Annotated in this window: 19 protein-coding genes, 1 tRNA gene and 1 pseudogene; 11 read left to right on the plus strand and 10 right to left on the minus strand. The window is 65.4% G+C overall.

Going from position 1 to position 22,976, the window contains the following annotated elements:
* Positions 1 to 838, plus strand: an 838-nt coding sequence (locus Q0J54_RS09755) for a tetratricopeptide repeat protein (RefSeq protein WP_296305283.1), incomplete at its 5' end; no start/stop codon positions are given.
* A gap of 104 nt (positions 839 to 942) precedes the next feature.
* Here the strand turns inward: Q0J54_RS09755 and Q0J54_RS09760 are convergent.
* Positions 943 to 2,718 carry a formate--tetrahydrofolate ligase gene (locus tag Q0J54_RS09760; RefSeq protein WP_296305284.1) on the minus strand — a complete coding sequence of 592 codons (1,776 nt, stop codon included), beginning with the start codon at positions 2,716 to 2,718 and terminating at the stop codon, positions 943 to 945.
* A gap of 339 nt (positions 2,719 to 3,057) precedes the next feature.
* Here Q0J54_RS09760 and Q0J54_RS09765 point away from each other — a divergent pair, with 339 nt between their 5' ends.
* On the plus strand, positions 3,058 to 3,480 hold the full coding sequence (locus Q0J54_RS09765) for a hypothetical protein (RefSeq protein WP_296305285.1): 423 nt from the start codon (positions 3,058 to 3,060) through the stop codon (positions 3,478 to 3,480).
* A gap of 189 nt (positions 3,481 to 3,669) precedes the next feature.
* On the opposite strand, the gene bioA is transcribed toward Q0J54_RS09765, so the two are convergent.
* Positions 3,670 to 5,763 carry an adenosylmethionine--8-amino-7-oxononanoate transaminase gene (gene bioA, locus Q0J54_RS09770; RefSeq protein ID WP_296305286.1) on the minus strand — a complete coding sequence of 698 codons (2,094 nt, stop codon included), beginning with the start codon at positions 5,761 to 5,763 and terminating at the stop codon, positions 3,670 to 3,672.
* Positions 5,760 to 6,728 (minus strand): biotin synthase BioB, encoded by a 969-nt coding sequence (gene bioB / locus Q0J54_RS09775; protein ID WP_296305287.1) that lies wholly within the window; start codon positions 6,726 to 6,728, stop codon positions 5,760 to 5,762. Before bioB ends, bioA begins: the two co-directional genes overlap by 4 nt.
* A gap of 60 nt (positions 6,729 to 6,788) precedes the next feature.
* Between bioB and Q0J54_RS09780 the strand changes: the two genes are divergently transcribed.
* The gene (locus Q0J54_RS09780) at positions 6,789 to 7,157 is read left to right on the plus strand and encodes a hypothetical protein (RefSeq protein ID WP_296305288.1); all 369 of its coding nucleotides are present in this window, start codon (positions 6,789 to 6,791) and stop codon (positions 7,155 to 7,157) included.
* A gap of 155 nt (positions 7,158 to 7,312) precedes the next feature.
* On the opposite strand, the gene Q0J54_RS09785 is transcribed toward Q0J54_RS09780, so the two are convergent.
* The 4 genes from Q0J54_RS09785 to Q0J54_RS09800 all read right to left on the minus strand — a co-directional run bounded on the left by Q0J54_RS09785 (position 7,313) and on the right by Q0J54_RS09800 (position 12,834).
* Positions 7,313 to 7,711 carry a MucR family transcriptional regulator gene (locus tag Q0J54_RS09785; RefSeq protein ID WP_296305289.1) on the minus strand — a complete coding sequence of 133 codons (399 nt, stop codon included), beginning with the start codon at positions 7,709 to 7,711 and terminating at the stop codon, positions 7,313 to 7,315.
* A 127-nt stretch (positions 7,712 to 7,838) separates the two neighbouring features.
* Positions 7,839 to 8,597, minus strand: a complete 759-nt coding sequence (locus Q0J54_RS09790) for a DUF4851 domain-containing protein (protein ID WP_296305290.1) — start codon at positions 8,595 to 8,597, stop codon at positions 7,839 to 7,841.
* 42 nt (positions 8,598 to 8,639) lie between these two features.
* Positions 8,640 to 11,477 carry a tetratricopeptide repeat protein gene (locus tag Q0J54_RS09795; RefSeq protein WP_296305291.1) on the minus strand — a complete coding sequence of 946 codons (2,838 nt, stop codon included), beginning with the start codon at positions 11,475 to 11,477 and terminating at the stop codon, positions 8,640 to 8,642.
* Between the two features lie 199 nt (positions 11,478 to 11,676).
* Positions 11,677 to 12,834, minus strand: coding sequence for a sigma-54-dependent Fis family transcriptional regulator (locus Q0J54_RS09800; RefSeq protein ID WP_296305292.1), 1,158 nt, complete (start codon positions 12,832 to 12,834; stop codon positions 11,677 to 11,679).
* Positions 12,835 to 12,930: 96 nt separating this feature from the next.
* Between Q0J54_RS09800 and hrpB the strand changes: the two genes are divergently transcribed.
* From hrpB to Q0J54_RS09840, 8 genes are all read left to right on the plus strand, one after another.
* Positions 12,931 to 15,546 (plus strand): ATP-dependent helicase HrpB, encoded by a 2,616-nt coding sequence (gene hrpB, locus Q0J54_RS09805; RefSeq protein WP_296305293.1) that lies wholly within the window; start codon positions 12,931 to 12,933, stop codon positions 15,544 to 15,546.
* A gap of 136 nt (positions 15,547 to 15,682) precedes the next feature.
* Positions 15,683 to 15,759, plus strand: a tRNA-Arg gene (locus Q0J54_RS09810).
* Between the two features lie 477 nt (positions 15,760 to 16,236).
* Positions 16,237 to 17,784: a hypothetical protein gene (locus Q0J54_RS09815; protein WP_296305294.1), complete on the plus strand. Its 1,548-nt coding sequence runs from the start codon at positions 16,237 to 16,239 to the stop codon at positions 17,782 to 17,784.
* A gap of 273 nt (positions 17,785 to 18,057) precedes the next feature.
* Positions 18,058 to 18,246, plus strand: coding sequence for a hypothetical protein (locus tag Q0J54_RS09820; protein ID WP_296305295.1), 189 nt, complete (start codon positions 18,058 to 18,060; stop codon positions 18,244 to 18,246).
* A gap of 209 nt (positions 18,247 to 18,455) precedes the next feature.
* Positions 18,456 to 19,274, plus strand: coding sequence for a Bro-N domain-containing protein (locus Q0J54_RS09825; protein WP_296305296.1), 819 nt, complete (start codon positions 18,456 to 18,458; stop codon positions 19,272 to 19,274).
* Between the two features lie 66 nt (positions 19,275 to 19,340).
* A complete protein-coding gene (locus Q0J54_RS09830) occupies positions 19,341 to 19,919 on the plus strand; it encodes a hypothetical protein (protein ID WP_296305297.1) in 579 nt (192 codons plus the stop codon).
* Positions 19,916 to 21,829, plus strand: a complete 1,914-nt coding sequence (locus tag Q0J54_RS09835) for a terminase gpA endonuclease subunit (protein WP_296305298.1) — start codon at positions 19,916 to 19,918, stop codon at positions 21,827 to 21,829. Before Q0J54_RS09830 ends, Q0J54_RS09835 begins: the two co-directional genes overlap by 4 nt.
* A 16-nt stretch (positions 21,830 to 21,845) precedes the next feature.
* Positions 21,846 to 22,115 carry a helix-turn-helix domain-containing protein gene (locus tag Q0J54_RS09840; RefSeq protein ID WP_296305299.1) on the plus strand — a complete coding sequence of 90 codons (270 nt, stop codon included), beginning with the start codon at positions 21,846 to 21,848 and terminating at the stop codon, positions 22,113 to 22,115.
* A 21-nt stretch (positions 22,116 to 22,136) separates the two neighbouring features.
* On the opposite strand, the gene Q0J54_RS09845 is transcribed toward Q0J54_RS09840, so the two are convergent.
* The 3 genes and pseudogenes from Q0J54_RS09845 to Q0J54_RS09855 form a co-directional block, all read right to left on the minus strand.
* Entirely contained in the window at positions 22,137 to 22,427 is a 291-nt protein-coding gene (locus tag Q0J54_RS09845) for an addiction module antidote protein (RefSeq protein WP_296305300.1), read from the minus strand.
* Positions 22,427 to 22,717, minus strand: coding sequence for a type II toxin-antitoxin system RelE/ParE family toxin (locus Q0J54_RS09850; protein ID WP_296305301.1), 291 nt, complete (start codon positions 22,715 to 22,717; stop codon positions 22,427 to 22,429). Before Q0J54_RS09850 ends, Q0J54_RS09845 begins: the two co-directional genes overlap by 1 nt.
* A 175-nt stretch (positions 22,718 to 22,892) precedes the next feature.
* A pseudogene (locus Q0J54_RS09855) lies at positions 22,893 to 22,976 on the minus strand (IS5/IS1182 family transposase); the annotation flags it as partial.

The raw sequence follows: 22,976 nt of genomic DNA on the forward strand, positions 1-22,976 counted from the left end.
GGACCACGTCCCCCCCCTGCCGCCGGAAGCCGATGAACTCTTCCAGCTTGTGCGTGACTTGGAAAAAGTCGCCACCAGCCCCGAGGAGATACAGGCAGTGGCCGACGGCTACCAGATGGCTGCGTCACTGGGCCACTGGAAAGCCATGAACAACCTTATGGTCTGCTATCTGTACGGCACCTGCACGCCCAGGGACTGGAGGAAGGCCCGGGAACTGGCGGATCAGCTCATTGCCATGAACGTGGGCAGCGGCTGGTATGCCCGTTATGTCATGGAGCGGAACGACGAATTCCTCCAGAAGGCCGCGGACCTCGGCGAACCCAATGCCCAGTGCAAGCTGGGCTATCACTACCTTTACCCGAAGGGGCAGGAGATCCGCGGCCTGCGCTACCTGGTCTGCGCCACGCGCCAGGGCCACGGCGAGGCTGCCTATGAGATCGGCGTTTATCTGGAGATGTTCAACAGTTACTATAAGGCGGTGGAATACTTCTACCGGGGGGCCGCCCTGGGGCATGATATGGCTGCCTTTGAACTGGCCAATGTTTTCCATCCGGAGTACGGTCCTGCTGACGTTGTCCATACCCTCGGCTTTCTGGCATCCTCGCCTCCTTTTTGCACCTACTCCGAAGCGTTTCACAAACTTTGGAAGAAGCTGAAAGCAAACCCCGGCACCCAAACTCCTGATCTCTTCAAAAAATACCCCCTGCCGCCGAACATCGTCACGACCCGCGAAAAAAGCCTCGCCAAGTCCTCCAGACTCAAGGACGCCTTTGGCGGCAAATGGCCGGATGAGATCTTCCCGGACCTTGCGCCGGACTACCTCCCCCCGAAGTGGTAAAATGTGAAAGGGAGCCTCCCTGCAACAAGGAGGCTCCCTTTCGTATCAGTCTGCCGTGGATGTACTTCGGTTAGCGCATTTGCCCTTTTCAAAGGCAAAACGTTCTAAAACAGGCCGATGACCTGACCGGTCTCCACGTCCACGTCCACCTTGCGGAAGGCCGGGCGCGAGCCGGTACCGGGCATGAGGCTGATGTCTCCGGCCACGGGGACGACCAGTCCCGCGCCGCCGTAGAACAGGACGTCACGCACCTTGAGCCGCCAGCCGCGCGGGGCGCCCTTGCGGCTGGGGTCATCCGAAAGGGAATACTGGGTCTTGACCATGCAGACGCCCAGCTCGGCGGCGTCCGGCCGTTCCTGCAATTCCGCCAGACGGCGGGCCGCCGCCGGGGCGTAATCCACGCCGTCCGCGCCGTAGACCTGGGTAGCGATGCGCTCCACCCGCTCGGCAAAGGGCAGGGACCAGTCGTACAGGGGGGTGAATGCGTTCTTTTCGTTGCAGGCGTCCAGCACGGCGTCGGCCAGCTCCAGCGCGCCGTCCCCGCCCTTGCCCCAGTGCTGCGAGACGGCCACTCGCGCGCCCGCGGCCTCGCAGGCCCGGCGCACGGCAGCGATCTCGTCCGCCGTATCCGAGGCAAAGGCATTGAGGCAGACCACCGGCGACACCCCGGCCCGCCGCACGATGCCGATGTGGTGCAGCAGGTTGGCGCAACCGGCCTCCACCAGCCCCACGTCTTCCCGCGTGTAGGCGTCGGGCAGGGCCCGGCCCGGCATGGGCTGCGGCGCGCCCCCATGATTTTTGAGGGCGCGGATGGTGGCCACGATGACCGCCGCATCCGGCACGAGGCCGCTGATGTGGCACTTGACGTTCCAGAATTTTTCAAAGCCGATCTCCGCGCCGAAGCCGGATTCCGTCACATGGATGTCGCTCAGCTTGAGGGCCACGCGGTCGGCGATGATGGAGCTTTGCCCCAGGGCGATATTGGCAAAGGGCCCCGCGTGCACCAGCACGGGCTGGCCCTCGATGGTCTGGATGAGATTGGGTTTGGCGGCCTCCACCAGCCAGGCGGTCATGGCCCCGGCCACTTCCAGATCCGCCGCCGTGACGGGGTTGCCGTCGCGGTCGCGCGCCAGCACCATACGGGCGAGCCTGGCCCGCAGATCGGCCAGATCCCGCGCCACGGAAAGGATGGACATGACCTCCGAGGCGGCCGTGATGTCGAAGCGGGAGCGCATCATGAAGCCGTCGTTGCGGCGGCCGTTGCCTTCCATGCCGATGATGATGTTGCGCAGGGACTGGGCACAGAAGTCCATGGCCCAGCCCATATCCACGCGAGTGGGGTCGATGTTGAGGCGGCGCATGCCGGACAGACGGGCCAGCGTGGCGTCGTCATAGTTGCGTTCGTGCTGCATGCGCGCGGTGAGGGCCGTCATGGCCAGATTGTGCGCCGCGGTCACGGCGTGCATATCCCCCGTGAAGTTGAGCGAATACGGGGTCAGCGGGATGCACTGGGCCAGCCCGCCGCCGGCGGCGGAACCCTTCATGCCCATGGTCGGGCCGCCGGAAGGCTGCCGGATGGCGGCCGAGGAGCGCTGCCCGCGTTTGGCAAGTCCCTGCACCAAGCCGATGGTCGTGGTGGATTTGCCCTCACCCAGCGGCGTGGGCGTGATGGCCGTCACGTCCACATACTTGCCGTCGGGCCGGCCCTCCAGCCGCCGGAGCACGGCGTGCTGTTCCACTTTTGCCATGTAATGCCCGTAGGCCAGCACTTCTTCCGGCAGGAGGCCGAATTCTTGCGCCACGGTCCCGATGGGCTTCATGCGCGTTTCCGCATCCTGGGCGATTTCCCAGTCAGGATGTTGGGTAGGATCAAGAACCATAGGCAGGGCCCTCCTTTGCTGGAAGCGTTCGTAAGATCTTTCATGCCGGCGGCGGAAGCTCCGCATGCGCCGCTCAGGCGTCCCCATGCCGATGGACGCCGCGTGGACGCGCCGCCGCGTCAGACGGCGCAGGATGGGCGTCGGCCGCATCATTGCCGCCGTCTTGCCTCCCGCCTTTGGCGGAGACGGCATCGACGCCTCATAAGATTTTATCCGTTTCGCCGCCTTGACGAAAGCGGATGAGGAAGTTTATTGCGCGGGTGAATCATGGACGGCATCACGGAGATGCCGCTTCTTCCCCGTTGTCTTGCCCCGGATCTTTTGCGGGAGCCCTGCCCCATGTCCTCAGACACCCGGCCTGCCGCCACATCTTCCCTTTTTGACGATGCCCTGCGCTGTGAACGACGACAGGGCCGTCTGCATCTGCGTCTCGATCTGCTGCCGCAGGGGCGGGACTGGCTGGCCCTGCTGCGTGGCGGCGCGGCGCACATCGGCGCAACGGCGCTGGCCCTGCCGCCGGGGGAGCGCGCCGCCGCTGAGGAGACCGCATGGTCCATCGGCCGTCCCGGACATCGGGAAGAAGAGCTGGCGCGGCAGGTCGCCGACAGGCTCGCTCAGGCCGCCGGTCGTGCCGTCTGCTGCTGCGCGGGCATCCATTATGCGGCCATCACGCCCGAAGAGATCCGCCTTGTCCTGCGCCTCGTGGACGACCTGACCGACGAGGCCGCCCGCTATCTGCGGCAGCGGGGACAAGAGGCGTGATGCTCGTTGACGCCCGCTCGCGCCAATGTGCCCCTGCTGCCGGCCGGCAACGCCGTAACTGGCTTTCGCCATACCTGTTTCGCAGACTGCGCGTCGTGTGGGGAGCAAGGCTGCCCGGCACGGTTTGTCGGTTGAAAAAACGCGCGTTGGGGAAAGGAGCTCTCCTCCCCCCTGCGTTCCCCAGTGAGACTACACGTCCTGATACGGCCGATGCACGCCCTGCCGTACGGCATCGACCACCGCTTCGCACAGACGGGCTAGGTCTTCCGTCGGCGTCACATAGGGCGGCATGAGGTAGATCAGGCGGCCAAAGGGGCGTATCCAGACGCCGTGTTCCACAAAAAAGGCCTGAAGTCGGGCCACGGGGACCGGTTCCGTCGTTTCCACCACCCCGATGCCGCCCAGGACGCGCACGTCCGCCACGCCCGGCAGGTCCGCACAGGGGGCCAGACCCTGCCTCAGCCCCTTTTCGAGCGTCTGGACCCGCGTCCGCCAGTCTTCTTCTTCCAGCAGGCGCAGACTGGCCAGCGCCACGGCACAGGCCAGCGGATTGCCCATGTAGGTCGGCCCGTGCATGAAGACGTTGCCGTCCCGGCAGATGCCGTCCGTCACCTGCTCGGTGCAGACGGTGGCGGCCAGCGTCAGCACGCCGCCGGTTAGGGCTTTGCCGCAGCAGAGGATATCCGGCGTGACGCCCGCCCGTTCGGCGGCGAAGAGCGTCCCCGTGCGTCCGAAGCCCGTGGCGATTTCGTCAAAGATGAGCAGGGCCCCGGCTTCGCGGCAAAGCTGCGCGAGCCCCCGCAGGTAGTCGGGATGGTAGAACCACATGCCCCCCGCGCCCTGCACCACCGGCTCCAGGATGACCGCCGCCACCTCGTGTCCGTGCGCGGCCAGCTGCTGCCGGGCATCGTCTAGACTGGCGGGATCGAAGGGCTGGTCAAAACGGCAGCGGGGCCGCTCCATGAAAAGCTGTTGCGGCAGCATGCGCGCAAAGAGGCTGTGCATGCCGGTGACCGGATCGCATACGCTCATGGCCCCTGTGGTGTCGCCGTGATAGCCGCCGCGCGGCGTCAGAAAGCGCGTGCGCTGCTTTTGTCCGATGCCCTGCTGGTACTGCAGGGCCATTTTCAGGGCCACCTCCACGGCGACGGAACCGGAATCGGCGGGAAAGACGCGCGCCAATCCCTGCGGCAGCATGTCGAGGAGGCGTTCGGCCAGCTCCACGGCGGGCGCGTGGGTCAGTCCGCCGAACATGACGTGCGGCATGCGTCCGGCCTGCGCCCGCAAGGCGGCCAGGAGGCGCGGATGGTTGTAGCCGTGCACCGCCGCCCACCAGGAGGACATGCCGTCCACGAGCTCCCGGCCGTCCGCCAGCACCAGCCGGTTATGGTGGCTGCGCCGGGCCACAAAGACCGGCAGCGGATGGGTCGCTGAGGTATAGGGATGCCAGAGTACCTTTTTGTCCCGCCGCACCAGCGCTTCCGCCGTATGCGACGGCGTGCGCAGCAGCGCGGCCAGAGCCTGGGCCACGGGCCGGACAGCCTGTGCCAGCCGTTCCCAGCCCGCAGCGTTCAGCCGTACCCACGGCAGCACGGCCACGGGGATGCCTTCGGCGTCCAGCCGGGCACGCAGCCAGCGTTCGTTATCTGCCAGAATGACTTGCGTCGCCTCGTCCGGCGTGGCGAGCGCATCCGGCGGCGGCGTGAGCACAAGCCCCGCCGTCACAAGTCCCCTGTCCCGCACGGCATCCAGGGTGAGCCGTATCTGATTGAGCGCCCCCAGTTCGTTTCGGGCCACGATGACCACCGGCGCGGCCAGTACAGCCATGAGATCGAGGGTATCTTCCTGCTCATTGAAGGGGACGCGCAGGCCGCCCGCTCCCTCCAGCAGCATGGCGCAAGGCCCGTCCCCGGTCTGCGCGGCCATGAGCGTACGCCAATGCGTCTCGATGTCCTGCCGCAGGCCGGAAACGGTGAGTTCCCTGCCCTCGCGGGCAGCGGCCAGATGGGGCGAAGCAGGCAGCCGGAAGCTGTGCAGTGTGGCCGCGGGCGGCAGCGGGCCCGGCGGCATGTCCGCCACGGCCTGCGCGTAGCGGGCGGCATCGCCCTCGCGGGCGGCATCCTCCACCCCCGTCTGCACGGGTTTGACGGCCTGTACGGGCAGCCCGGCTTGGCGCAGGGCCCGCAGCAAGGCGGCCGTGGCCACGCTCTTGCCCACGTCGGTCCCGGTCCCGCTGATGAAGACGGTCGCATCAGCCAGCAATTGCCGTGCAGCAGAGCTCATGGATGCAGCACCTCCAGACCGGCCGCGGCGATCAGGGCGCAATCCTGCTCCACGGCGCAGCCGTGCGTGGTCAGGTAATCGCCGGTCATAAGGGCATTGGCCCCGGCACGGAAGATGTCCGCCTGGCGATCGCCCAGCGTTTCCGGGCGGCCGCCGCAGATGCGGAGGGTCGTGTCCGGCAGGATATGCCGAAAGAGCGCGATGATGCGCAGAGCCTCGTCGGCCGCAAGCGGTGGCCTGTCGGCAAGAGGGGTCTGCGGATGGGGATGCAGGAAATTGATGGGCACGCTGTCCACCCCGAGCTCGCGCAGGCTGAAGGCCAGCTCGATACGGTCCCCCCAGCTCTCGCCCAGGCCGAACAGGCCGCCCGTACAGACGGAGAGGCCAGCGGCCCGCACATGCTGTGCCGTGGCGTAGCGCTGTTCCCAGCGCTGGGTGGTGCAGATGCGGGGATAGAAGCTGCGGGAGGTCTCCAGATTGTGGTGGAAGCGCCGCACGCCTTCACGGGCGAGCGTCTGGAGGGCGTCCGGGGCAAGACGGCCGAACGAGGTGCAGACCCGGCGGCGCACCGCTTCCGGCAGCTGGCGCAGCACATCCAGCACCTGTTCCAGTTCTTCCTGTTGCAAGGCGCCGCCGCTGGTCACGATGCCGATATGCCGCACGGGCCAGCGTGCCAGATCCAGGATGCGCCGGTGCAGGACGACCGGCTCCAGCAGGGGGAAGGCGGCGATGGGCGTCTGGTTGTGGCGGCTCTGTGAGCAGAAGCGGCAGTCCATGCCACAGTCGCCGCTGCGGGCATTGATGATGGCGCAGAGGGAGACCCGCTTGCCGAACGCGGCCCGGCGCAAACGGTCGGCCCCGGCAAAGAGCGCCTCGTCCGGCAGCTCCAGGAGAGAAAAGGCCTGTTCAGGCGTGCTGACGACGGCAGGGATGGGGGAAGAGACAGCGGAAGAAAGATGTGGCATACTTTTATCGGTACAGATGAGACGGTGGCAGGATGGACACTCTGTTTCGTACGTCATGCCATGCCGTTTGGCAAGAACAGAAGACCCCCCTGCCCAGGCGCGGCGCAGGGACGCCATGCGTCGTCCGCCTTTTCCGGCAATGCGCCGCCATTCGATGTCACCCTGGCCCGCACCGGCCGTATCGTCGGTCTCAATCTCTGCTGGGAAGAGGGGCTGCACCTGGCGTCCCGCCGCCTCTTCGAGAAGGATGCCGTCATCCCGCATACCCGCTGGCGCGGCATGTACCACATCGCCCGCGGGGCCGTCGCCCTTTCCCATATTGTCGCCTGCGGGCGCGAGCGGCTGACCCTGCGGGTGGGGCCCGGCTGCCTGTTCAACGAGGCGCGCACGGTCTCCAGCTATGAGCCGGACGTGGTCTCACTGTCTTGAGCCCACGGAGATCTGGCGCTTTCCCGAAGAGCTGCTCCAGGTGGGCACGCCACCGCCTGCGCGATGAGACGGCGGGAAGGAGCGGCGCGGCGACGGCGCGAAAAAAGGGAGCACAGGCGTGCTCCCTTCCGTTCCATCAGCGTTGTCGGGAAAGATCAGTCGGCCTTGCGGCGCTTTTCCCAGAGCTTCATATCCTTCATCTTGCGGCGGCGTTCCCGCTGCAGGGCCTTGCAGACGAGCGGCGCGTCCTTCTTGAAGCCCCACTTTTCGCGGTAGGCAGCGGCATCCATGCCGTGCGAAGCCAGATGACGCCGGGTCAGGATTTTGAAGGTCTTGCCGCATTCCAGACAAGTCACAGTTTTTTCCTTGACCGACTTGCGGGCTTCGATCACCAGATCGCCGCCGTCAAGCTCCGTCGGGGCGTCGCCTTCGGCCACGCAACGAATACCTTGGGCCAGCTTCTGAATGAAGGACGTGATCTCGTCCTCACTCATCACACGCACACTGGCCTGCGCGCGCGCGATTTCCAGTGCTTCCTTCAAATAATCGTCCATTCCTTACCTCGTCGTAAAAGGGGATCTGTCAGGAGATAAAATAATTGTCCAGTCAATGCCTTACACGCCCGGGATGTGGACGTCAACTTGTTTCCTGGCATGAGATTCCGGCGGATCGCAGGAGGTCTCAGCGCCTGACGGAGTAGTCGTTGAGAAAGACCGTTCCCCAGAAGCGTTCATCCAGATACTGCCAGTTGATGCCGGCAAGATATTCCTGCCGGATCTCCACAGGCTTTTCCGGCGACAGGTTGACGACAAAAGCCTGCCGGGCACGTTCCTCAAAGGCAGGGATGACGTCGGACATGCCGTAAGGCACGCTGGCCAGGGAAATCATCCCTTCCGGCAGCGGCTCACGGTATTCAAAGATGATCTTGCCCTTGTTGAAATCGGTGCGGCAGGCGAAGACGCGGGCGATCCAGCGGCGGACCGGGGCGTCCCCTTCCTTTTTCACCGAGGTTCCCTGGGGATACATGAAGGGCAGGAAGGCGTCGCGGGTCTCGCTGACCATGTAGGTGCAGGTATACACCTCGAGGCCGTTGAGGACGTCCGCCCCTTCATGGATGGCGAACGGATGGTAGAGGGCGCTGTTCCAGTACCACGGATCATCCAGCTCGCCCTGGGCCACGATGGCCAGAGGACCGTTGCCGTCGCCCTTGCCGTAAATGGCGATCCAGGCATCGACGTTCAGTCCGCCGAGCACCGCCGTCTCGGTCAGGGACGCCCGTCCGAAGCCGGCGGTCAGCAGGGGCAGTTGTTTTGCCGTCGCCGAGAAGGCGGGACGGGACGTGGAAACATAGGTCGTGCCGACCATGCCGCGCTGCTGCACGGCCGTGCAGCCGGCCAGGACAAAAAGCAGCAGCGCCACACAGGACGTCAGGAATCTCATCAGTGCATACCTCCTCTCCGGGATCGGTGCGCCCGGGGAAGTTTAGGGATTGGCCGGGGGATTTCCGGCAGGCGCGGCCGCATTGCCGCCCTGTGCCGGAGCGCCGGCGGACCCGCCCGGCATGAAGTCCTTGAGATCGCGGGAGACCTCGAATGTCCGCAATTCGCTGGCAGCGGCCTTGCCGAAGGGCGAATCGGGGAAGCGTTTGACCACATCCTCCAGCAGGAACTGAGCGCGCGTGTTGTCGCCCAGCTTGCGGTAGAGGCGCGCCTCACGATAGCGCAGCCCGGGATATTCGGGCGAGCTGGCATCCGGCACATATTCATTGTAGCGCTTCACCCATTCCAGCGCCTCGGGAACGCGATTGGCCACTTCGCAAATGTCCATGAGCGCGCCGATGGATTCCTTGATGCGTTCGGGGTCGGCCTTGTCGGAGCGTTCGTCGGCAAGCTGCTGGAAGAGATCGATCACCTGCTTGTTGTACGCGTAGGCATCGCCCACATCCTTGCGGACTTCAGCATCCCGCGCCAGGAAATAGGTGGCGTAGGCACGCTGGTACAGCGGGATGTCCTTGCGCATGGCCAGCTGTCGCCAGCGGGAAAGGGCCGCGCCGGAAAGGCCCAGGTTCTGGGCCGAGAGCGCCGTGGCGTACTCGAGCTGCGAGCGCAGCTGCGGCCGCAGGGGCCAGCCGGCGACGATCTTGGACAGATCCAGTATCTTGTCCCAGGCCCCGGCCTTGAGGTAACGGTTGAAGTATTCGGTCAGGGCCAGTTCGCCGTAGTCGGGATCCATGCGGGCAGTAAGGAAGGCTCCCAGCAGTTCGAGGCCCTTGGCTTCGTCGCCACGTTCCATGTAGCCTTGCGCGAGGGCATATCGCATCTTGGGGTCGATCTCCCCGTAGCGCTCGCGCACCAGCGGGAAGCCGTTCCACAGCAGCAGGATACGGCGGTAATTCTGTTCGGCCAGGGCGTTGCCCAGCTCACTCTGGAAAGCCGTCCAGATGATGTCGCGGGCCTGCGGCACGCCGGGATGTTCCGGGTAGCGGTCGATGAAATCCGCCGCGCTGCCCATCGCCTGGGTGAACTGCTTGTCCCAGAGCAGCCACATGGCGTACTTGAGGCGGGAAAGGACGCATTCCGGCGACGTTTCCGAGGCGTCCATGACTTCGCGGTAGACGCGCTCAAGCGGCGTATCCTCGGCCGGGCGGGCGAACAGGGCGCACATCTGCTCATAATTCAGCGGACCGTCGTAGATGCCCTTTTCCGCCAGGCGCAGCTGGCTTACCCGGCTGGAGCTGACCCCCGGCCAGAGCTTCATAATGCGCTGGTACATGAGGGAGGCGGCATTCCATTCATTGCCGCGGGTATAATTGTCCGCCATCTTGAGCAGCAGATCGTTGTTCCCCTCGCGCCGCGGCTGGAGATTGACGAACAGCCAGTAAACGTCCATGGCCGCATCGTTGCGGCGGAGCGCTTCCAGATTTTCCGCCTGCACCAGCAGAAAATCCGTATCTTTCAGGTAGCAGCGCGGCCAGCGCTTGTTGACGAAGTCCATAATGACGCTGGCGTCATTATGCCGCCCCAGGCGCACCAGCGCCTTGCCAAGGCCCATGGACGCTTCCTCCATGGACGCGCTTTCAGGATAGTTCTCCAAAACGGTACGGAAAGAGGAGGCCGCATCTTCATACATCTTGCGTTTCAGCTGCTCGCGGCCCAGCTCCGTCATGGAGTCGGCCACGAGGGGCGACAGCGGATATTGCCGCAACAGCGCCAGCATGTTGGCGCGCGCCTCATCCATATTGCCGACGCGCAGATTGATGCTTCCTAGGCGCGCGTAGGCATCCGGCGCGCGGGCATTACGCAGATCGGCATTGAGCGCCTCACTGGTGGCGGCGACGATGGCGTCATACCCTGCCTGCGGCTTGTCCTTGTACAGCTCCCACAGACAGTCGCTGATGCCGTACAGAACTTCCAGACGCCGGTCCCGCTTCAATTGCGGCTGATCGTAGAGCACGCGCAGCTTGCTCAGCGCATCGTCGTACTTCTGGGCCTCCATCGCCTTTTGGGCTTCCTGCCAGACGGCTTCCGGGTCGATGGGCTTTTCGACAGGATTACCCTGCTCGTCAACGTAGATGACCTCGCGCTTGGGGCTTGCCGCCTGCTTGCCGGCCTTGCCCAGATCGGCTCCGGCCGAAACATCCCGTGCGGCTCCTTCCATCGTCCCGTCCGGTTGCGGCGTGGCGACGCCGGCTCCCGCGGGCGCGGGCGGATCAGCGGGCGTCGCGGGCATGGTCTGCGCGGGCTGGCCCGGCATGGGAGGCGTGGGCTGCCCCATGTTCTGTCCCGGGATATTCTGGGCGGGGATAGTCTGGCCCGGGATAGTCTGGATATTCGGGCCCGGCGCGCTCTGGGCGGGAACGGGGAACTGCCCACTCGCGGGCATGGTCTGCGCGGGCTGGCCCGGCATGGGAGGCGTGGGCTGTCCCGTGTTCTGTCCCGGGATATTCTGGGCGGGGATAGTCTGGCCCGGGATAGTCTGTCCCGGGATATTTGGGCCCGGCGCGCTCTGGACGGGAACGGGGAACTGCCCACTCGCGGGCATGGTCTGCGCGGGCTGGCCCGGCATGGGAGGCGTGGGCTGTCCCGTGTTCTGTCCCGGGATATTCTGGGCGGGGATAGTCTGGCCCGGGATATTTTGGCCCGGCATGGTCTGGGCGGGAGCGGCTTGCGGCGCGCCTGGAGCTTGCGTGGACAGCGCCTGTTCCGGGGGCCAGTTTTCCGGGCCGCCGGGATTGATCCGCGCGGTGATGCCTTCAGCTGCCGTTGCCGCATGGCTTGCGGCGGGGGAAAAAATTTCCAGCCCGGCGCTTCCGCACAGCACACAAATTGCCGCTCCCACAAGCAGTCTGCGGCAGCAGCGGCCGGCAGCGCCACAGGAGCGCACAGCCAGGCCGGTCCCTTCCCCAGCGATATGATTCCGGTTTTTCCCGGTAGAAAATGCCTTGTTCACGCGTACATCACTTCATGGTTGGTGTTGCTGTACCGCATTATGCAAAAATTATGCAAAAAACATGCAAAAATCATCCGTTCTTTTTCTTCAGCTTTTCGATGAGGGTCGTCCGCTTGATGCCCAGCAGCTCGGCAGCCTGATTCTTGACGCCGTCAGCTCGTTGCAGGGCCTCATCGATAAGACGAAATTCCACAGCTTCCAGAAAATCTTTCAGATTGATCCCCTGCGCTTCCAGCACGGAAAGGTCCGGCCAGACAAACTGTCCTCCGGTCGCGGCGACGGGAGGCGCAAGGGCGAGGGTCGCCGCGGTGTCCGCGGGGGGCGCGGCGACAGGCGCGGCAGCCGTCCCGGCGTGCGGCCCGTCCGCCGGCGTTGCGGTTGCGCCTGATGGCGTGACAGCCAGCCCGTTTGCCCCGAGCGCGCCCTCCGGCAAGGGGGGCAGACTGTCGAGAGAGCCGACATTATCGCGAATCTTGGCGGGAAGATCCTCCACCTGCACGCAGTCGCCATCCACAAGGATGCTCAGGCGTTCCATGAAGTTTTCCAGTTCGCGCACATTGCCCGGCCAGCCGTAGGCAAGCAGCACCCTGGCCGTATCCTCGCCAAGCCGCAGCAGCGGCCTGTTTTTCTTGCGGCAGAAGCGCTCCAGAAAGCATTGCGCGAGGATCAGGATGTCCATGCCCCGCTCGCGCAGCGGCGGCAGATGCAGCGGGATGACGTTCAGGCGATAGTAGAGGTCCTCGCGGAATTTCCCGGCGGCGACTTCGCTTTCCAGGTCCCTGTTGGTGGCGGCCACGATGCGGACATCCACCTTCTTGCAGCCCGTGCCGCCCACGCGCTCGATCTCCTTTTCTTGCAGAACGCGCAGAATCTTGACCTGGAGGCTCAGATCCATTTCACCTATTTCATCAAGAAAAATGGTACCGCCGTCCGCCAGCTCGAAGCGGCCCGGCCGGGAGCGGATGGCGTGAGTGAACGCCCCCTTTTCGTGCCCGAAGAGCTCGCTTTCCAGCAGCTCCTTGGGGATGGCGCCGCAGTTGATGGGCACGAAGGGGCAGTCGGCGCGCTGGCTGTTGGCATGCAGGGCCCGTACAAGCAACTCCTTGCCTGTTCCTGATTCACCAGTTACAAGAACCGTGCTGTCCGTCGGAGCGACCTTGTCCAGGATCTTGAAGACTTCCACAAGGCTCGTGCTCTGACCGATGATGCCGTTTCTGTTCAGCTCCATGAAGCTCTCCCGCACAATCGTTAAGGTGTCAATACCCTGACGCGCGAAAAATTTCCAGTAAAAAAAGGGCCTACCTTCTGGAAGCAAGTTGAAATTATGGACAAACTTACGGAAAATCCGATCCCGAAACTGCCTGATGCCGGGACCAGTCTGGACGATATGCGCGCGCGTATCCTGCTGGCCGTGGAGGCGGGAGCAGCCCTGCTGAGCGCTCCCCCCGGCGCGGGGAAAAGCACGCGCGTGCCGCTCTGGCTGCTGGAAGCCCCCTTCCTGGAAGGGAAAAAGATCCTTCTGCTGGAACCGCGCCGTGTGGCCGCCCGTGCTCTTGCCCGCTATATGGCGGCCTGCCTTGGCGAAAAAGTCGGGGAGACCGTCGGTCTGCGCATGCGCCAGGAGACCCTGTGCGGGCCCGCCACACGGCTTGAGGTCATCACCGAGGGGGTCCTTTCCCGTATGCTCATGCAGGACGCCGAGCTGCCGGGCGTGGGCTGCGTCATTTTCGACGAATTCCATGAACGCAGTCTGCATGCCGATACCGGCCTTGCCCTGTGCCTGGAGAGCCGCGCCATCCTTCGGCCGGATCTCTGCCTGCTCGTCATGTCCGCCACGCTGGAGGTCGACGCGCTGGCGCGCCTGCTGCCCGATGCGGCGCATCTGCATTGCGAGGGCCGACATTTCCCGGTGGATATCCGTCACCTGCCGCCGCCTCCGGGAATGACGGCGCAGGACCTGCCCGGGCTGCTCCGGCATGCGGCGGGCGTCATCAGCCGCCTGCTGCGGGAGGAACAGGGCAGCATGCTGGTTTTTCTGCCGGGTGTGGGAGAAATACGCCGTCTGGAAGAGCTCCTTCAGGGCAACTGCCCTGCCGATGTGGACATCCTGCCGCTTTACGGCCAGCTTGCCCCCGACCGGCAGGATGCGGCCATCGCGCCGTGCCCGTCAGGACGGCGCAAGGTCGTACTGGCCACCAATGTTGCCGAAACGTCGCTTACCATTGAGGGCGTGCGGCTCGTGGTGGACGCCGGCCTTGCCCGCGAACCGCGCTATGATCCGGCCGACGGGCTGACTCGTCTCGTGACCTGTCGCATTTCGCTGGCCTCCGCGGCACAGCGTGCCGGACGCGCCGGTCGTCTGGAACCTGGCGTGTGCGTCCGTCTCTGGCACAAGGAAGAGGAAAACGGCATGCGTCCGCACATCCGCCCGGAGATCGTCGATGCCGACCTGACCCAGACGGTATTGCAGCTTGCCGTATGGGGCGTGCCGCGCCCGGAAGAGCTTCCCTGGCCGGATCAGCCGCCTGCCGCCCACCTTGCCGCCGCCCGGGAGGATCTTGTCCGGCTCGAGGCGCTGGAACCGGGCGTGCCCGTCAATCGCCCCACGCCGCTGGGGCTGGATATGGCCGCCCTGCCGCTGCCCCCTCGTCTGGCCCGTCTGCTGCTGCTGGGCGAACAGTACCATAATGCGGCGCTGGCCTGCTGCCTTGCCGTCCTGCTGGAAGATCGCGACCCCCTGCCGCAGGCTGACGCCTCCCTCCTGCATCGTCTGGACAGGCTCTGCCGCGGCCCTTCCAGCGACAGGGAAACGGGAGATGGCGTCATCGGTCGTTTGCGGCAGTGGGCCCGCCAGTTGACGCGCCTGCTGATCTGCCCTCCGCAGGGACTTTTTGAAGAAGCGCAGCGCCAGAGCGTCTCGACGGGGCTGCTGACGGCCCTTACCTTCCCCGAGCGGGTGGCCCAGCGCACCGGCGAGGTGGACGGGCAGGCCCACTATGTCTTGCGTTGCGGCAGCCGGGCCTTCCTGCCGCTCACGGATCCCCTGGCCCGCCAGCCTTTTCTGGCCGTGGCCGTGCTGGACGGCGGCCATCGCCGGCATGTGCAGGGGGCTGATCGCGGCCGTATCCGGCTGGCCGCTCCCCTGCCGCCGGCTGAGGTGGAAAGTCTTTTTTCCGCGGCGCTGCAACGGGAAAACCGTGTGGACGTGACCGACGAAGGCCGCATCATCGCCCGGCAGCAGCGTCGTCTGGATGCGCTGGTGCTGGAGGACCTCCCCCTGCCCCGCCCGGACGGCAGCGCCTGCGCGCAGGCCCTGTGCGGCTACATCCGGCGCAAGGGGCTTGCCTGCCTGCCGTGGAGCGAAGCCATGCGCCAGTGGCGGGCCCGTGTTGCGCTGCTGCATGAGCAGGAGGGCGAGCCCTGGCCCGCTGTGACCGATGCGGCATTGCTGGAGCACCTGGAAGACTGGCTCGCGCCTTTTCTTGACAATTGTACCGATCTCCAGCGTCTTTCTCCGGCCCGTCTGGCCGAGGCCCTGCGTGCTCTGCTGCCCTACCCTCTGCCCCGCCGTCTGGAAGAGCTGGCCCCCACACAATGGACGTCCCCGGCAGGCATCACGCATCCCATCGTCTATGGTGAGGAGGGCGGCCCCCATGTGGCGGCCAAACTGCAGGAATTCTTCGGCTGCACGCAGACGCCGGCCATCCTGGGCGGCCGCCTGCCCCTGCTGCTGCACCTGCTCTCGCCTGCCGGCCGTCCCCTGCAAGTCACGCGCGATCTTGTCGCGTTCTGGGCCAACGGTTACCGGCAGGTAAGGGCGGAGATGCGCGGCCGCTATCCCAAACATCCCTGGCCGGAGGATCCGCTTGCCGCTCCCCCTGCCGCCCGGACAAAAAAACAGATGGAGCGCGAACGCGGCCCGCAGGGCGGAACAGTCTGATTGGCGGGGCGATGCGCTTCCCGCCCGTGCGGCACATACGTCCGCCGCCTGCCGCAGGAGGCGCAGGACCATCAGCCCTGCCCCGTCATTCTTCTTGACGCCCACCCTCTGCCCGCATATACTTTGAAGCTGGCGTGCGCTCGTAGCTCAGGTGGATAGAGCAGGAGCCTTCTAAGCTCTTGGTCGGGGGTTCGAATCCTCCCGGGCGCGCCAGAAGAAACTCAGACGGTTACGTGCTATTCGTGCGTGGCCGTCTTTTCCTTTGCGCCGCTTTTTTTCAATTCTGTCACCCATCTGTCACCCAGGGGCGGCGTCTCCTCCTGGACGGCATATGGCTGGGCGTCCACATCTCTTCATACGCAGACGGCCTCTGCGCCTTCCGTAAGATCCGCATCCGCAGGAGCATGCGGGCGCGACTATCTGCGGGCGCAAGCCCGCTCAGGGAGACGCCCGTCCGGTCTCCCCCTCACCCCCTTGCCGCAAGCAGACCAGCAGGGTCCTGCGCCGTCGGCCGCCATGCCGGGTCCTTTTCCCCCTCCCCTTGCTCGCGGGGCTTTGCGACCCCAAGAATCGCGGGATTTTTTGGGGAATTTTTCGTGGGAATTCGGGAAGGTTCTCCGGCGCTGCCGTGCTGCCGGGGCCTTACCACGCTCCGCGTCCGCATACCGGCACTGCCACTGAGGTCCTCCGATGACAGACAGAGAACTCTTGCGGCAGGTGCAGGATCGCATTGCCGAAGAACAGCAGGAGCAGTCCCCGAGCGGTGAGCGGCAGGCGGAACGAAACGCCCTGCCTGTCCCGACCCATGACTTCGTGGAGCGCTGCCTCTACGCCAATGAGCTGGGCGACGGGCTGCTGTTCGCCTATCTCTTCCGTGGCCGCCATGCCTATGTGGGGCAGGCGGACGAGTGGATATACTGGTCCGGGCATCACTGGTCCGTGGACCTCATCGAAAAGGGGCATCATGCCCGGGCGGACGTGGAGCACGTGGCGCTGGCCTATCAGGAGACCGCCCGGCATTTCGACGCGCTGGCCAAGAGCGCCGAGCATGACGGCGACAGGGAGTCGGCGACGCGTCTCAAGGCCAAAGCCGACAAGATGAAGGTTCGAGTGGCCAAACTGCGGACGGATCCGGGCCGAAAGCGTTGCCTTGAGTTTGCCAAGACCAATCTGGAGTCGCCGCTGGCCATTGCCGGCCATGAGATCGACCGCGATCCGTGGGCGTTGCCCATGGCCAATGGCGTTATCGATCTGCGCACCGGCGAGCTGCATCCTGGTCGCCCTGAGGACTGGCTGGTGAAGTCCAGCCCGGTGGAGTGGCAGGGCATCGATGCGCCCTGTCCCCACTGGGAACGCTTCGTCATCGAGATCATGGGAGACGATCCCGAGATGGCGGCCTTTTTGCGGCGCGTCTTCGGCTACGGCTGCACGGGGCTGGCCAGGGAGCACATCTTCCTGGTGCTTTTCGGGCGCGGCCGCAACGGCAAGGGCATCATGACCGAGGTCATCCAGACCGTGCTGGGCGGGCAGAATGCCACGGCCAGCCTGGCCGGGCCGGTGCAGTCCGAGATGCTGCTGGACCAGGGCAAGAACCGCAGCGCCGCCGGCCCCAGTCCGGACATCATGTCCCTGCGCGGCCTGCGCATCGCCTTTGCCTCCGAGACCGATGAGGGCCAGCGGGCCGGCGCCAGAGGCATGCCCTTCTGGGCGCAGACCTACCGCACGGCCCGGCGCTGGCCCGTGCCCAGCGGCAAGGATCCCGGAGACGCCGTGCGTGAGGGCTGGAATATCGTGGACTGGCTACGCATCGGTCTGCCCCCTGTCTTTGCGCGGACAGCCCCACAGAGCGCGGATGCCACGCCTTCCCGTGCCCTTCCCCCGGAGAGGGAACAGGCTCGTGAGACCATGCCCGCTGGACAGAATGACGACCAGGGCGGGGGGACGGAAAAGGCGTGCCCCGCGCAGCCGCTCCCGCCCGAAGACCGGCAGTGCCCGGCCGTGACTGCCGCTGTCTGGGGGCGTGGCGGAGCGCACTGCCTCACCCACCCCATCGGCCCGCTGGACAGCCTCAAGGTGCTGGCCCGGGCCGGCTTGCGGGCCATCCCGACGCCTGATGGCGATTTTCGCCTTACCGGGCACGAGCACTGGCCGCAGGGCGATCTGCCCCGGCTCATGAGCTGGCTCAAGCGCCACGGCGAATGGATACGCGGCGCGCTCTACGGTGAGTGGACGTACTGAAAGACTGCCGCTCCCCCCACCTTGACCTCGGAGGAAGAAATGGGCACACTGAACTTCCCAAATCACTACAGGCGTTACCGTCGCCTTTGCCGTACCCCCCACACGGCGAAAAGTGCGGTCTTTTTTTGTTTTGCCCTCTGCGCACCTCGTGGGTGTGGAGTACATATTGGCAAGGCGACGTCCGGTATCCGTGAGGACCGGCGGCTGTAGTGAGCCGGGGAGCGTCGCCTTGCCTTTTTTGTACCCCAATCCCAAATCACTACGAGGTGCCTTATGTCTCAGCCCAGCATTGCCCAGCTTGAAAGCCGCATCCAGCAGCTTGAACAGGCTCTTCACCGGCAATCGACCCACCACGAACAGCTTTGCCGCATCGTCCTGCGCCTGCAGGAACGGCTCATCGCCCGCAACGATGCCGCACTGGCTTCAAAGTCTCCCTTTCCCTCTCCGCAGCAGCTCCAATAGCGAATTTGCCGCCCAATGGTCACATGGTCCTGCGCGCCGCCTTCTGTCTGTCATGTCGGATGGATGGGCACGCCCGGCGAACGAAACCGCCACAGGACCATCGCGCAAAGGTCCTGAAAATAACCTGTTGACATCGCGCAACTTTTTTATGCTATTCTGGGGTATCCGGCGGTATGTCCATGCGTCGGGAAACCTCAAGGAGAACCGCTATGCCCAATCTCGTTCCCTTTGCTTTTGAGGACAACCTCGTCCGCTCCCGCCTGGACGAAAACGGCGAGCCCTGGTTCGTGGCCAAGGACGTGTGCCGCGTGCTGGGGATTGAAAACAACAGGGATGCGATATCTTCACTTGATGAAGATGAAAAGATTACCGTCGCCAATCCCGACGGTAATCCCCGCGCCGGCATCCCCCATCAGTACACGCTGATTTCCGAGTCCGGTCTGTACGCCCTCATCTTCCGCAGCCGCAAGCCGCAGGCCAGAGCGTTCAGCAAGTGGGTACGGGCCGAGGTCCTGCCCGCCCTGCGCAAGAGCGGCCATTACGAAACGCCCGGCTACAGGGAACGCATGGAGCAGTACCGCAGCGATTCCGCCACCCAGCCCGAGGCCGCCCGTTATCTGCGTCCCGCCATGCGCGAGCGTCTGCTTTCCAGCGCCATCCAGACGGCCAAGATGTGCGGCAATACCGACCCCGCCTTTGTGGATGGCCTGTATGCCCGCTACTGCGCCATGGTGGCCGGTGACGTACAGTCCGCCGCCGACCGCGACGCCTCGCCGGAAACTCCCCTGCATCGTGAGGAACAGGCGGCCCTGGTCCATCGCTTCGTCAAGGAACGCTGCACCGTTGCCCGCGGCATGAAAAAGTCCGCCACGCGCCTCTATGCAGCCTTCAGGGAGTGGTGGCAGGGCCAGACGGCAACGCCTCCCGCGTCGCAGCGTCTCTTCGGCATGATCCTCAAGGAATACTTCCCCTCACGGCGCAGGGGCGGTCATTTCTGGTACTATGACATGGCGCTTGTGGATGAATAAGGGTGTTCCGTTGCCCCGCATACCAAAGGGCCGGGGCTTCCCGGCCCTTTCTCTTTGAGAGGTCCCATGTCTGGAAAAATAGTGCCTTCCCGCAGTTGCAAGACCCAGCTGGATGCCGTGGCCTACCTCAAGGACGCGGGCTACAAGTGCAGCAAGAGCCAGTTCAACCGGGACGTGAAGGCGCGCAAGGTGCCCCGGACGCCGGAAGGCTGGTTCGATGAGGCCGCCCTGCTGGGCTACGCCAGCGCCAATCTCACGCCCGCCGGGCAGGTGGCCGACCGGCAGCTGGCCGACGCCACCACTAGCCGTCTGTCGGCGGACGCGGAACTCAAAAAATACCAGGCCGAGCGCGCCCGCCTCAAGCTGGAAAAGGAGCAGGGCCTGCTCATGCCCCGCGTCGATCACGAGCGTGATCTGGGCGCTCGTGCTTTGTTCTTCAGAAACGAGGTGCGCAACTTCATCCACCTGCACGGGGCCGCCATGATCCATCTGGTGGGCGGCGAGGAGGCGAAGCTGCGCGAGCTCGTGCAGTGGTGGCTGGAGACCACGGAGATCTGGATGGATGCCTGGTCGGGCGAGCGGGAATTCCTACTGGAAGATGGCGACAGCGGCGATTCCCTGCCGCCCGAGGGGGAGGACGCGTGAACATCCGCTTCTGCGAGGCCGAACGGCGCATCTTTGCCCGGCGCGAGCGGCTGAGCGTCTCGCAATGGGCCAGCCGCTACCTCATCGTGCAGGACGGCGTCTACCGCGGCAGCCCGCTGCGGCTGGACGTCTCGCCCTTTCTGGCCGGCCCCATGGACGCCTTCGGCGATCCGCGCGTGCGCGAGGTGGTGGTCTGCGGTTCCCTGCAGGTGGGCAAGACCCTCCTGCTCTACGCCTGTCTGGGCTGGGCCATGGACTACCGGCCGGGCATCAAGATGCTGACCATGCCCACCCGCGAGTCCCGCGACCGCGTGGTGGAGAAGAAGCTGCGGCCCATGCTCCAGGGCAGCCCCCTGCTGCGCCGCATGGTGGGCAAGTACCGGCGCGAGAACATCCTGCTCAGGGACGGCACCAGCATCGAGCTGGCCACGGCCGAATCCCCCAGCCAGCGCGCCTCCATCACCGTGCAGGACCTCATCGTGGACGAGGAGGATCTCTACAGCGGCGGCGGCGACTCCTCTCCCCTGCAGGACTTCAAGGGCCGCACCCGCTCCTATGGCGACTTCGCCAAGATCATCCGGGCCTGCCAGCCCAAGGGCGACGAAAGCTCGTCCATCTGGCGGGGCATCACCGAGCAGGTGGACCAGCTCATGTGCTACGAGGTGACCTGCCCGGCCTGCCGTCATGTCCAGCTCATGGACGTGGGCCACATCGTGGTGCCCGGCGGCGAGACGGACACGCGCCTCATCCGCTCCCGCAAGCTGGCCCGCTACCGCTGCCCGCACTGTCAGTACCTCTGGAGCGACCACTCCCGCGATCTTGCCGTGGCCGCAGGCCGCTGGCGGCCCTACGTCTGGACGGGCGCGGCCTTTGAACCGGCCCCGGAAGTGCGCGACGCCCGCAGCCTGGGCTTCCACCTGCCGGCCGTGCTGTCGCGCTTCGTGAGCCTCTCCGATCTGGCGGCCCGCCGGGCCATCGCCCAGGCCAGCGACGATGCGGCCGTGCAGCGCCAGTATTACAACGACGACCTGGGCCTGCCCTGGTCGCCGGTGGAGCTGCGGACCGATGTGGAACATGTGCTGGAGCGGCGCGATCCGCACCTGCCCCCGCGCACCGTGCCCCACTGGGCCGTGGCCCTGACCTGCAGCATCGACGTGCAGAAGCACGGCTTCTGGTATCTGGTGCGTGCCTGGATGCCGAGCCTGGCCAGCTACGTCATCGACTACGGCTCCCTGAGCAGCTGGGACGAGGTGGCCACCCTGGTGTTCGGCACCTGGTATCCCGTGCAGGGCCCGGACGGCACGGATGCCGGCGAGCGCATGCCCATCTGGCGGGCCGGCATCGACTCCGGCGGCACCGAGACCGAGGGCGTCCATACCCGCACCGAAGAGGTCTACATGTGGGTGCGCGCCAATGGCGGCGGCGTGGTGCATGCCTGCAAGGGCGCCAGCCGCCCGCAGGCCGCGCCGGTGCGCTGGGTCATCCGCGAACGCATGCCGCACAACGGCCGTCCCATCCCCGGCGGCCTGCGCCTCTATCTCATCGACAGCGGCGCGTTCAAGACCACGGACATGGGCCGCCTGCTCAATGCCGACAGCCGCCAGCCCCTGCGCTTCCATGCCGAAGCCGACGAAACGCTGGCCTCGCAGCTCTGCGCCGAGCGGCTGGTGCGCAAGAACGGGAACCTCGTCTGGGTGCGGGAACACAAGGACAACCACCTGCTGGACTGCCTCATGCTGTCGGCCGCAACGGCTGACGCCTCCTGGACGCCCAGCCTGCCGCACCACATCCTGCAACAGCGGGCGCAGGCCCACATACAGGCCCGGATACAGGCACGAACGCCATCCGCCGGCCAGCGCCCCCAGCAACGCAAGCGCCCGCAGCCCGAAGCTCCGGCGCACAGATGGTGATCCCAGGGAGGACAGCATGGCCTTTACCACGACAGACGGCGACATCTCCGGCGCATCCGCCATGCGCGTGGAACAGGGACGCCTGCTCCGCGGCCTGCGCGAGATTGCGGCCGTGCTGCGCTGCTCGGAAAAGAGCGTGCTGCGCTATGTGGAGCACTATGGCCTGCCCGCAGGCAAGATCGGCGGCCGCTGGTGTGCCGACGAGGCCCGCCTGCGGGAGTGGCGGGAACGGCAGCTTGCCGCCCTTCCCACCGGCGGGACGGAGCGCCCCGCCAGTGTCTCATGACCGGGCCGCATCCGGCCCTCTTCAGGGCATGACCGTGGCCTGCAGGCGGATGTCCAGCCCCTTCATGATACGCAGGATGGTGTCGAAACGCGGCTTGGCTCCGGGCCGCAGGGCCTTGTACAGGCTTTCCCGGCCCAGGCCGGTCGCTTCAGCCAGGCGGGACATGCCGCGCGCCCGGGCCACCGTGGCCAGCGCGGTGAGCAGGCGGTCAGGGTCGGCATCCCGCATGGCATCGGAAACATAGGCCGCAATGGCCTCTTCGCTGTCCAGAAATTCGGCGGCATCAAAAACGCGGAACCTGCTTTCGTCCATCAGTCGTCCTCCATCATGGCCCTTGCCCGGGCAATGTCCCGTGCCTGGCTGGACTTGTCGCCGCCAACCAGCAGCAGGTACACGATCTCTCCCCGCTGGGTGTAGTAGATGCGGTATCCCGGGCCATGATGCACCCGCATTTCGCACAGTCCCTCACCGAGCGGCTTCACATCGCCAAAGTTTCCCTGCTCCGCGCGTTCCAGCCGGGCAAGGATCTTCACCTTGCCCCGGACATCTCGCAGGGCTGACAGCCATTGGCCGAATTCCGGGGAAAACTTGAGGATGTTCATGGGAAAAACGTATCTACCTGGATACATGTTGTCAAGATACCCCACGCCGGGCCCCCTTGGGCAGCGCGTGAGGCCTTGGATCGTTGTGCCCAACCATAAGCGGAAAAAAATGGACAAAACAGGACAAAACCGGAAAACGTTTACATCTCTCACAAGTATCTGCTAGATAGTGTCGTCAAATCATGTTTGCCCACAAAGATATGCACCTGATTTGAACGGCGGCAAGAAAAGAGGAGCATCTTTTGGCATACCGTGTGGC

Origin of the sequence: uncultured Desulfovibrio sp. (genome assembly GCF_944324935.1) — a bacterium.
In the GTDB taxonomy this organism is placed as follows: domain Bacteria; phylum Desulfobacterota; class Desulfovibrionia; order Desulfovibrionales; family Desulfovibrionaceae; genus Desulfovibrio.

Coding starts and splice junctions, on each gene's coding strand:
- Q0J54_RS09780 (WP_296305288.1), top strand. CDS start 6,789: ATGCCGTTTGGCAAGAACAGAAGACCCCCCTGCCCAGGCGCGGCGCAG.
- Q0J54_RS09760 (WP_296305284.1), bottom strand. CDS start 2,718: ATGGTTCTTGATCCTACCCAACATCCTGACTGGGAAATCGCCCAGGAT.
- Q0J54_RS09820 (WP_296305295.1), top strand. CDS start 18,058: ATGTCTCAGCCCAGCATTGCCCAGCTTGAAAGCCGCATCCAGCAGCTT.
- bioB (WP_296305287.1), bottom strand. CDS start 6,728: ATGCCACATCTTTCTTCCGCTGTCTCTTCCCCCATCCCTGCCGTCGTC.
- hrpB (WP_296305293.1), top strand. CDS start 12,931: ATGGACAAACTTACGGAAAATCCGATCCCGAAACTGCCTGATGCCGGG.
- Q0J54_RS09850 (WP_296305301.1), bottom strand. CDS start 22,717: ATGAACATCCTCAAGTTTTCCCCGGAATTCGGCCAATGGCTGTCAGCC.
- bioA (WP_296305286.1), bottom strand. CDS start 5,763: ATGAGCTCTGCTGCACGGCAATTGCTGGCTGATGCGACCGTCTTCATC.
- Q0J54_RS09800 (WP_296305292.1), bottom strand. CDS start 12,834: ATGGAGCTGAACAGAAACGGCATCATCGGTCAGAGCACGAGCCTTGTG.
- Q0J54_RS09825 (WP_296305296.1), top strand. CDS start 18,456: ATGCCCAATCTCGTTCCCTTTGCTTTTGAGGACAACCTCGTCCGCTCC.
- Q0J54_RS09765 (WP_296305285.1), top strand. CDS start 3,058: ATGTCCTCAGACACCCGGCCTGCCGCCACATCTTCCCTTTTTGACGAT.
- Q0J54_RS09785 (WP_296305289.1), bottom strand. CDS start 7,711: ATGGACGATTATTTGAAGGAAGCACTGGAAATCGCGCGCGCGCAGGCC.
- Q0J54_RS09815 (WP_296305294.1), top strand. CDS start 16,237: ATGACAGACAGAGAACTCTTGCGGCAGGTGCAGGATCGCATTGCCGAA.
- Q0J54_RS09790 (WP_296305290.1), bottom strand. CDS start 8,597: ATGAGATTCCTGACGTCCTGTGTGGCGCTGCTGCTTTTTGTCCTGGCC.
- Q0J54_RS09845 (WP_296305300.1), bottom strand. CDS start 22,427: ATGGACGAAAGCAGGTTCCGCGTTTTTGATGCCGCCGAATTTCTGGAC.
- Q0J54_RS09840 (WP_296305299.1), top strand. CDS start 21,846: ATGGCCTTTACCACGACAGACGGCGACATCTCCGGCGCATCCGCCATG.
- Q0J54_RS09830 (WP_296305297.1), top strand. CDS start 19,341: ATGTCTGGAAAAATAGTGCCTTCCCGCAGTTGCAAGACCCAGCTGGAT.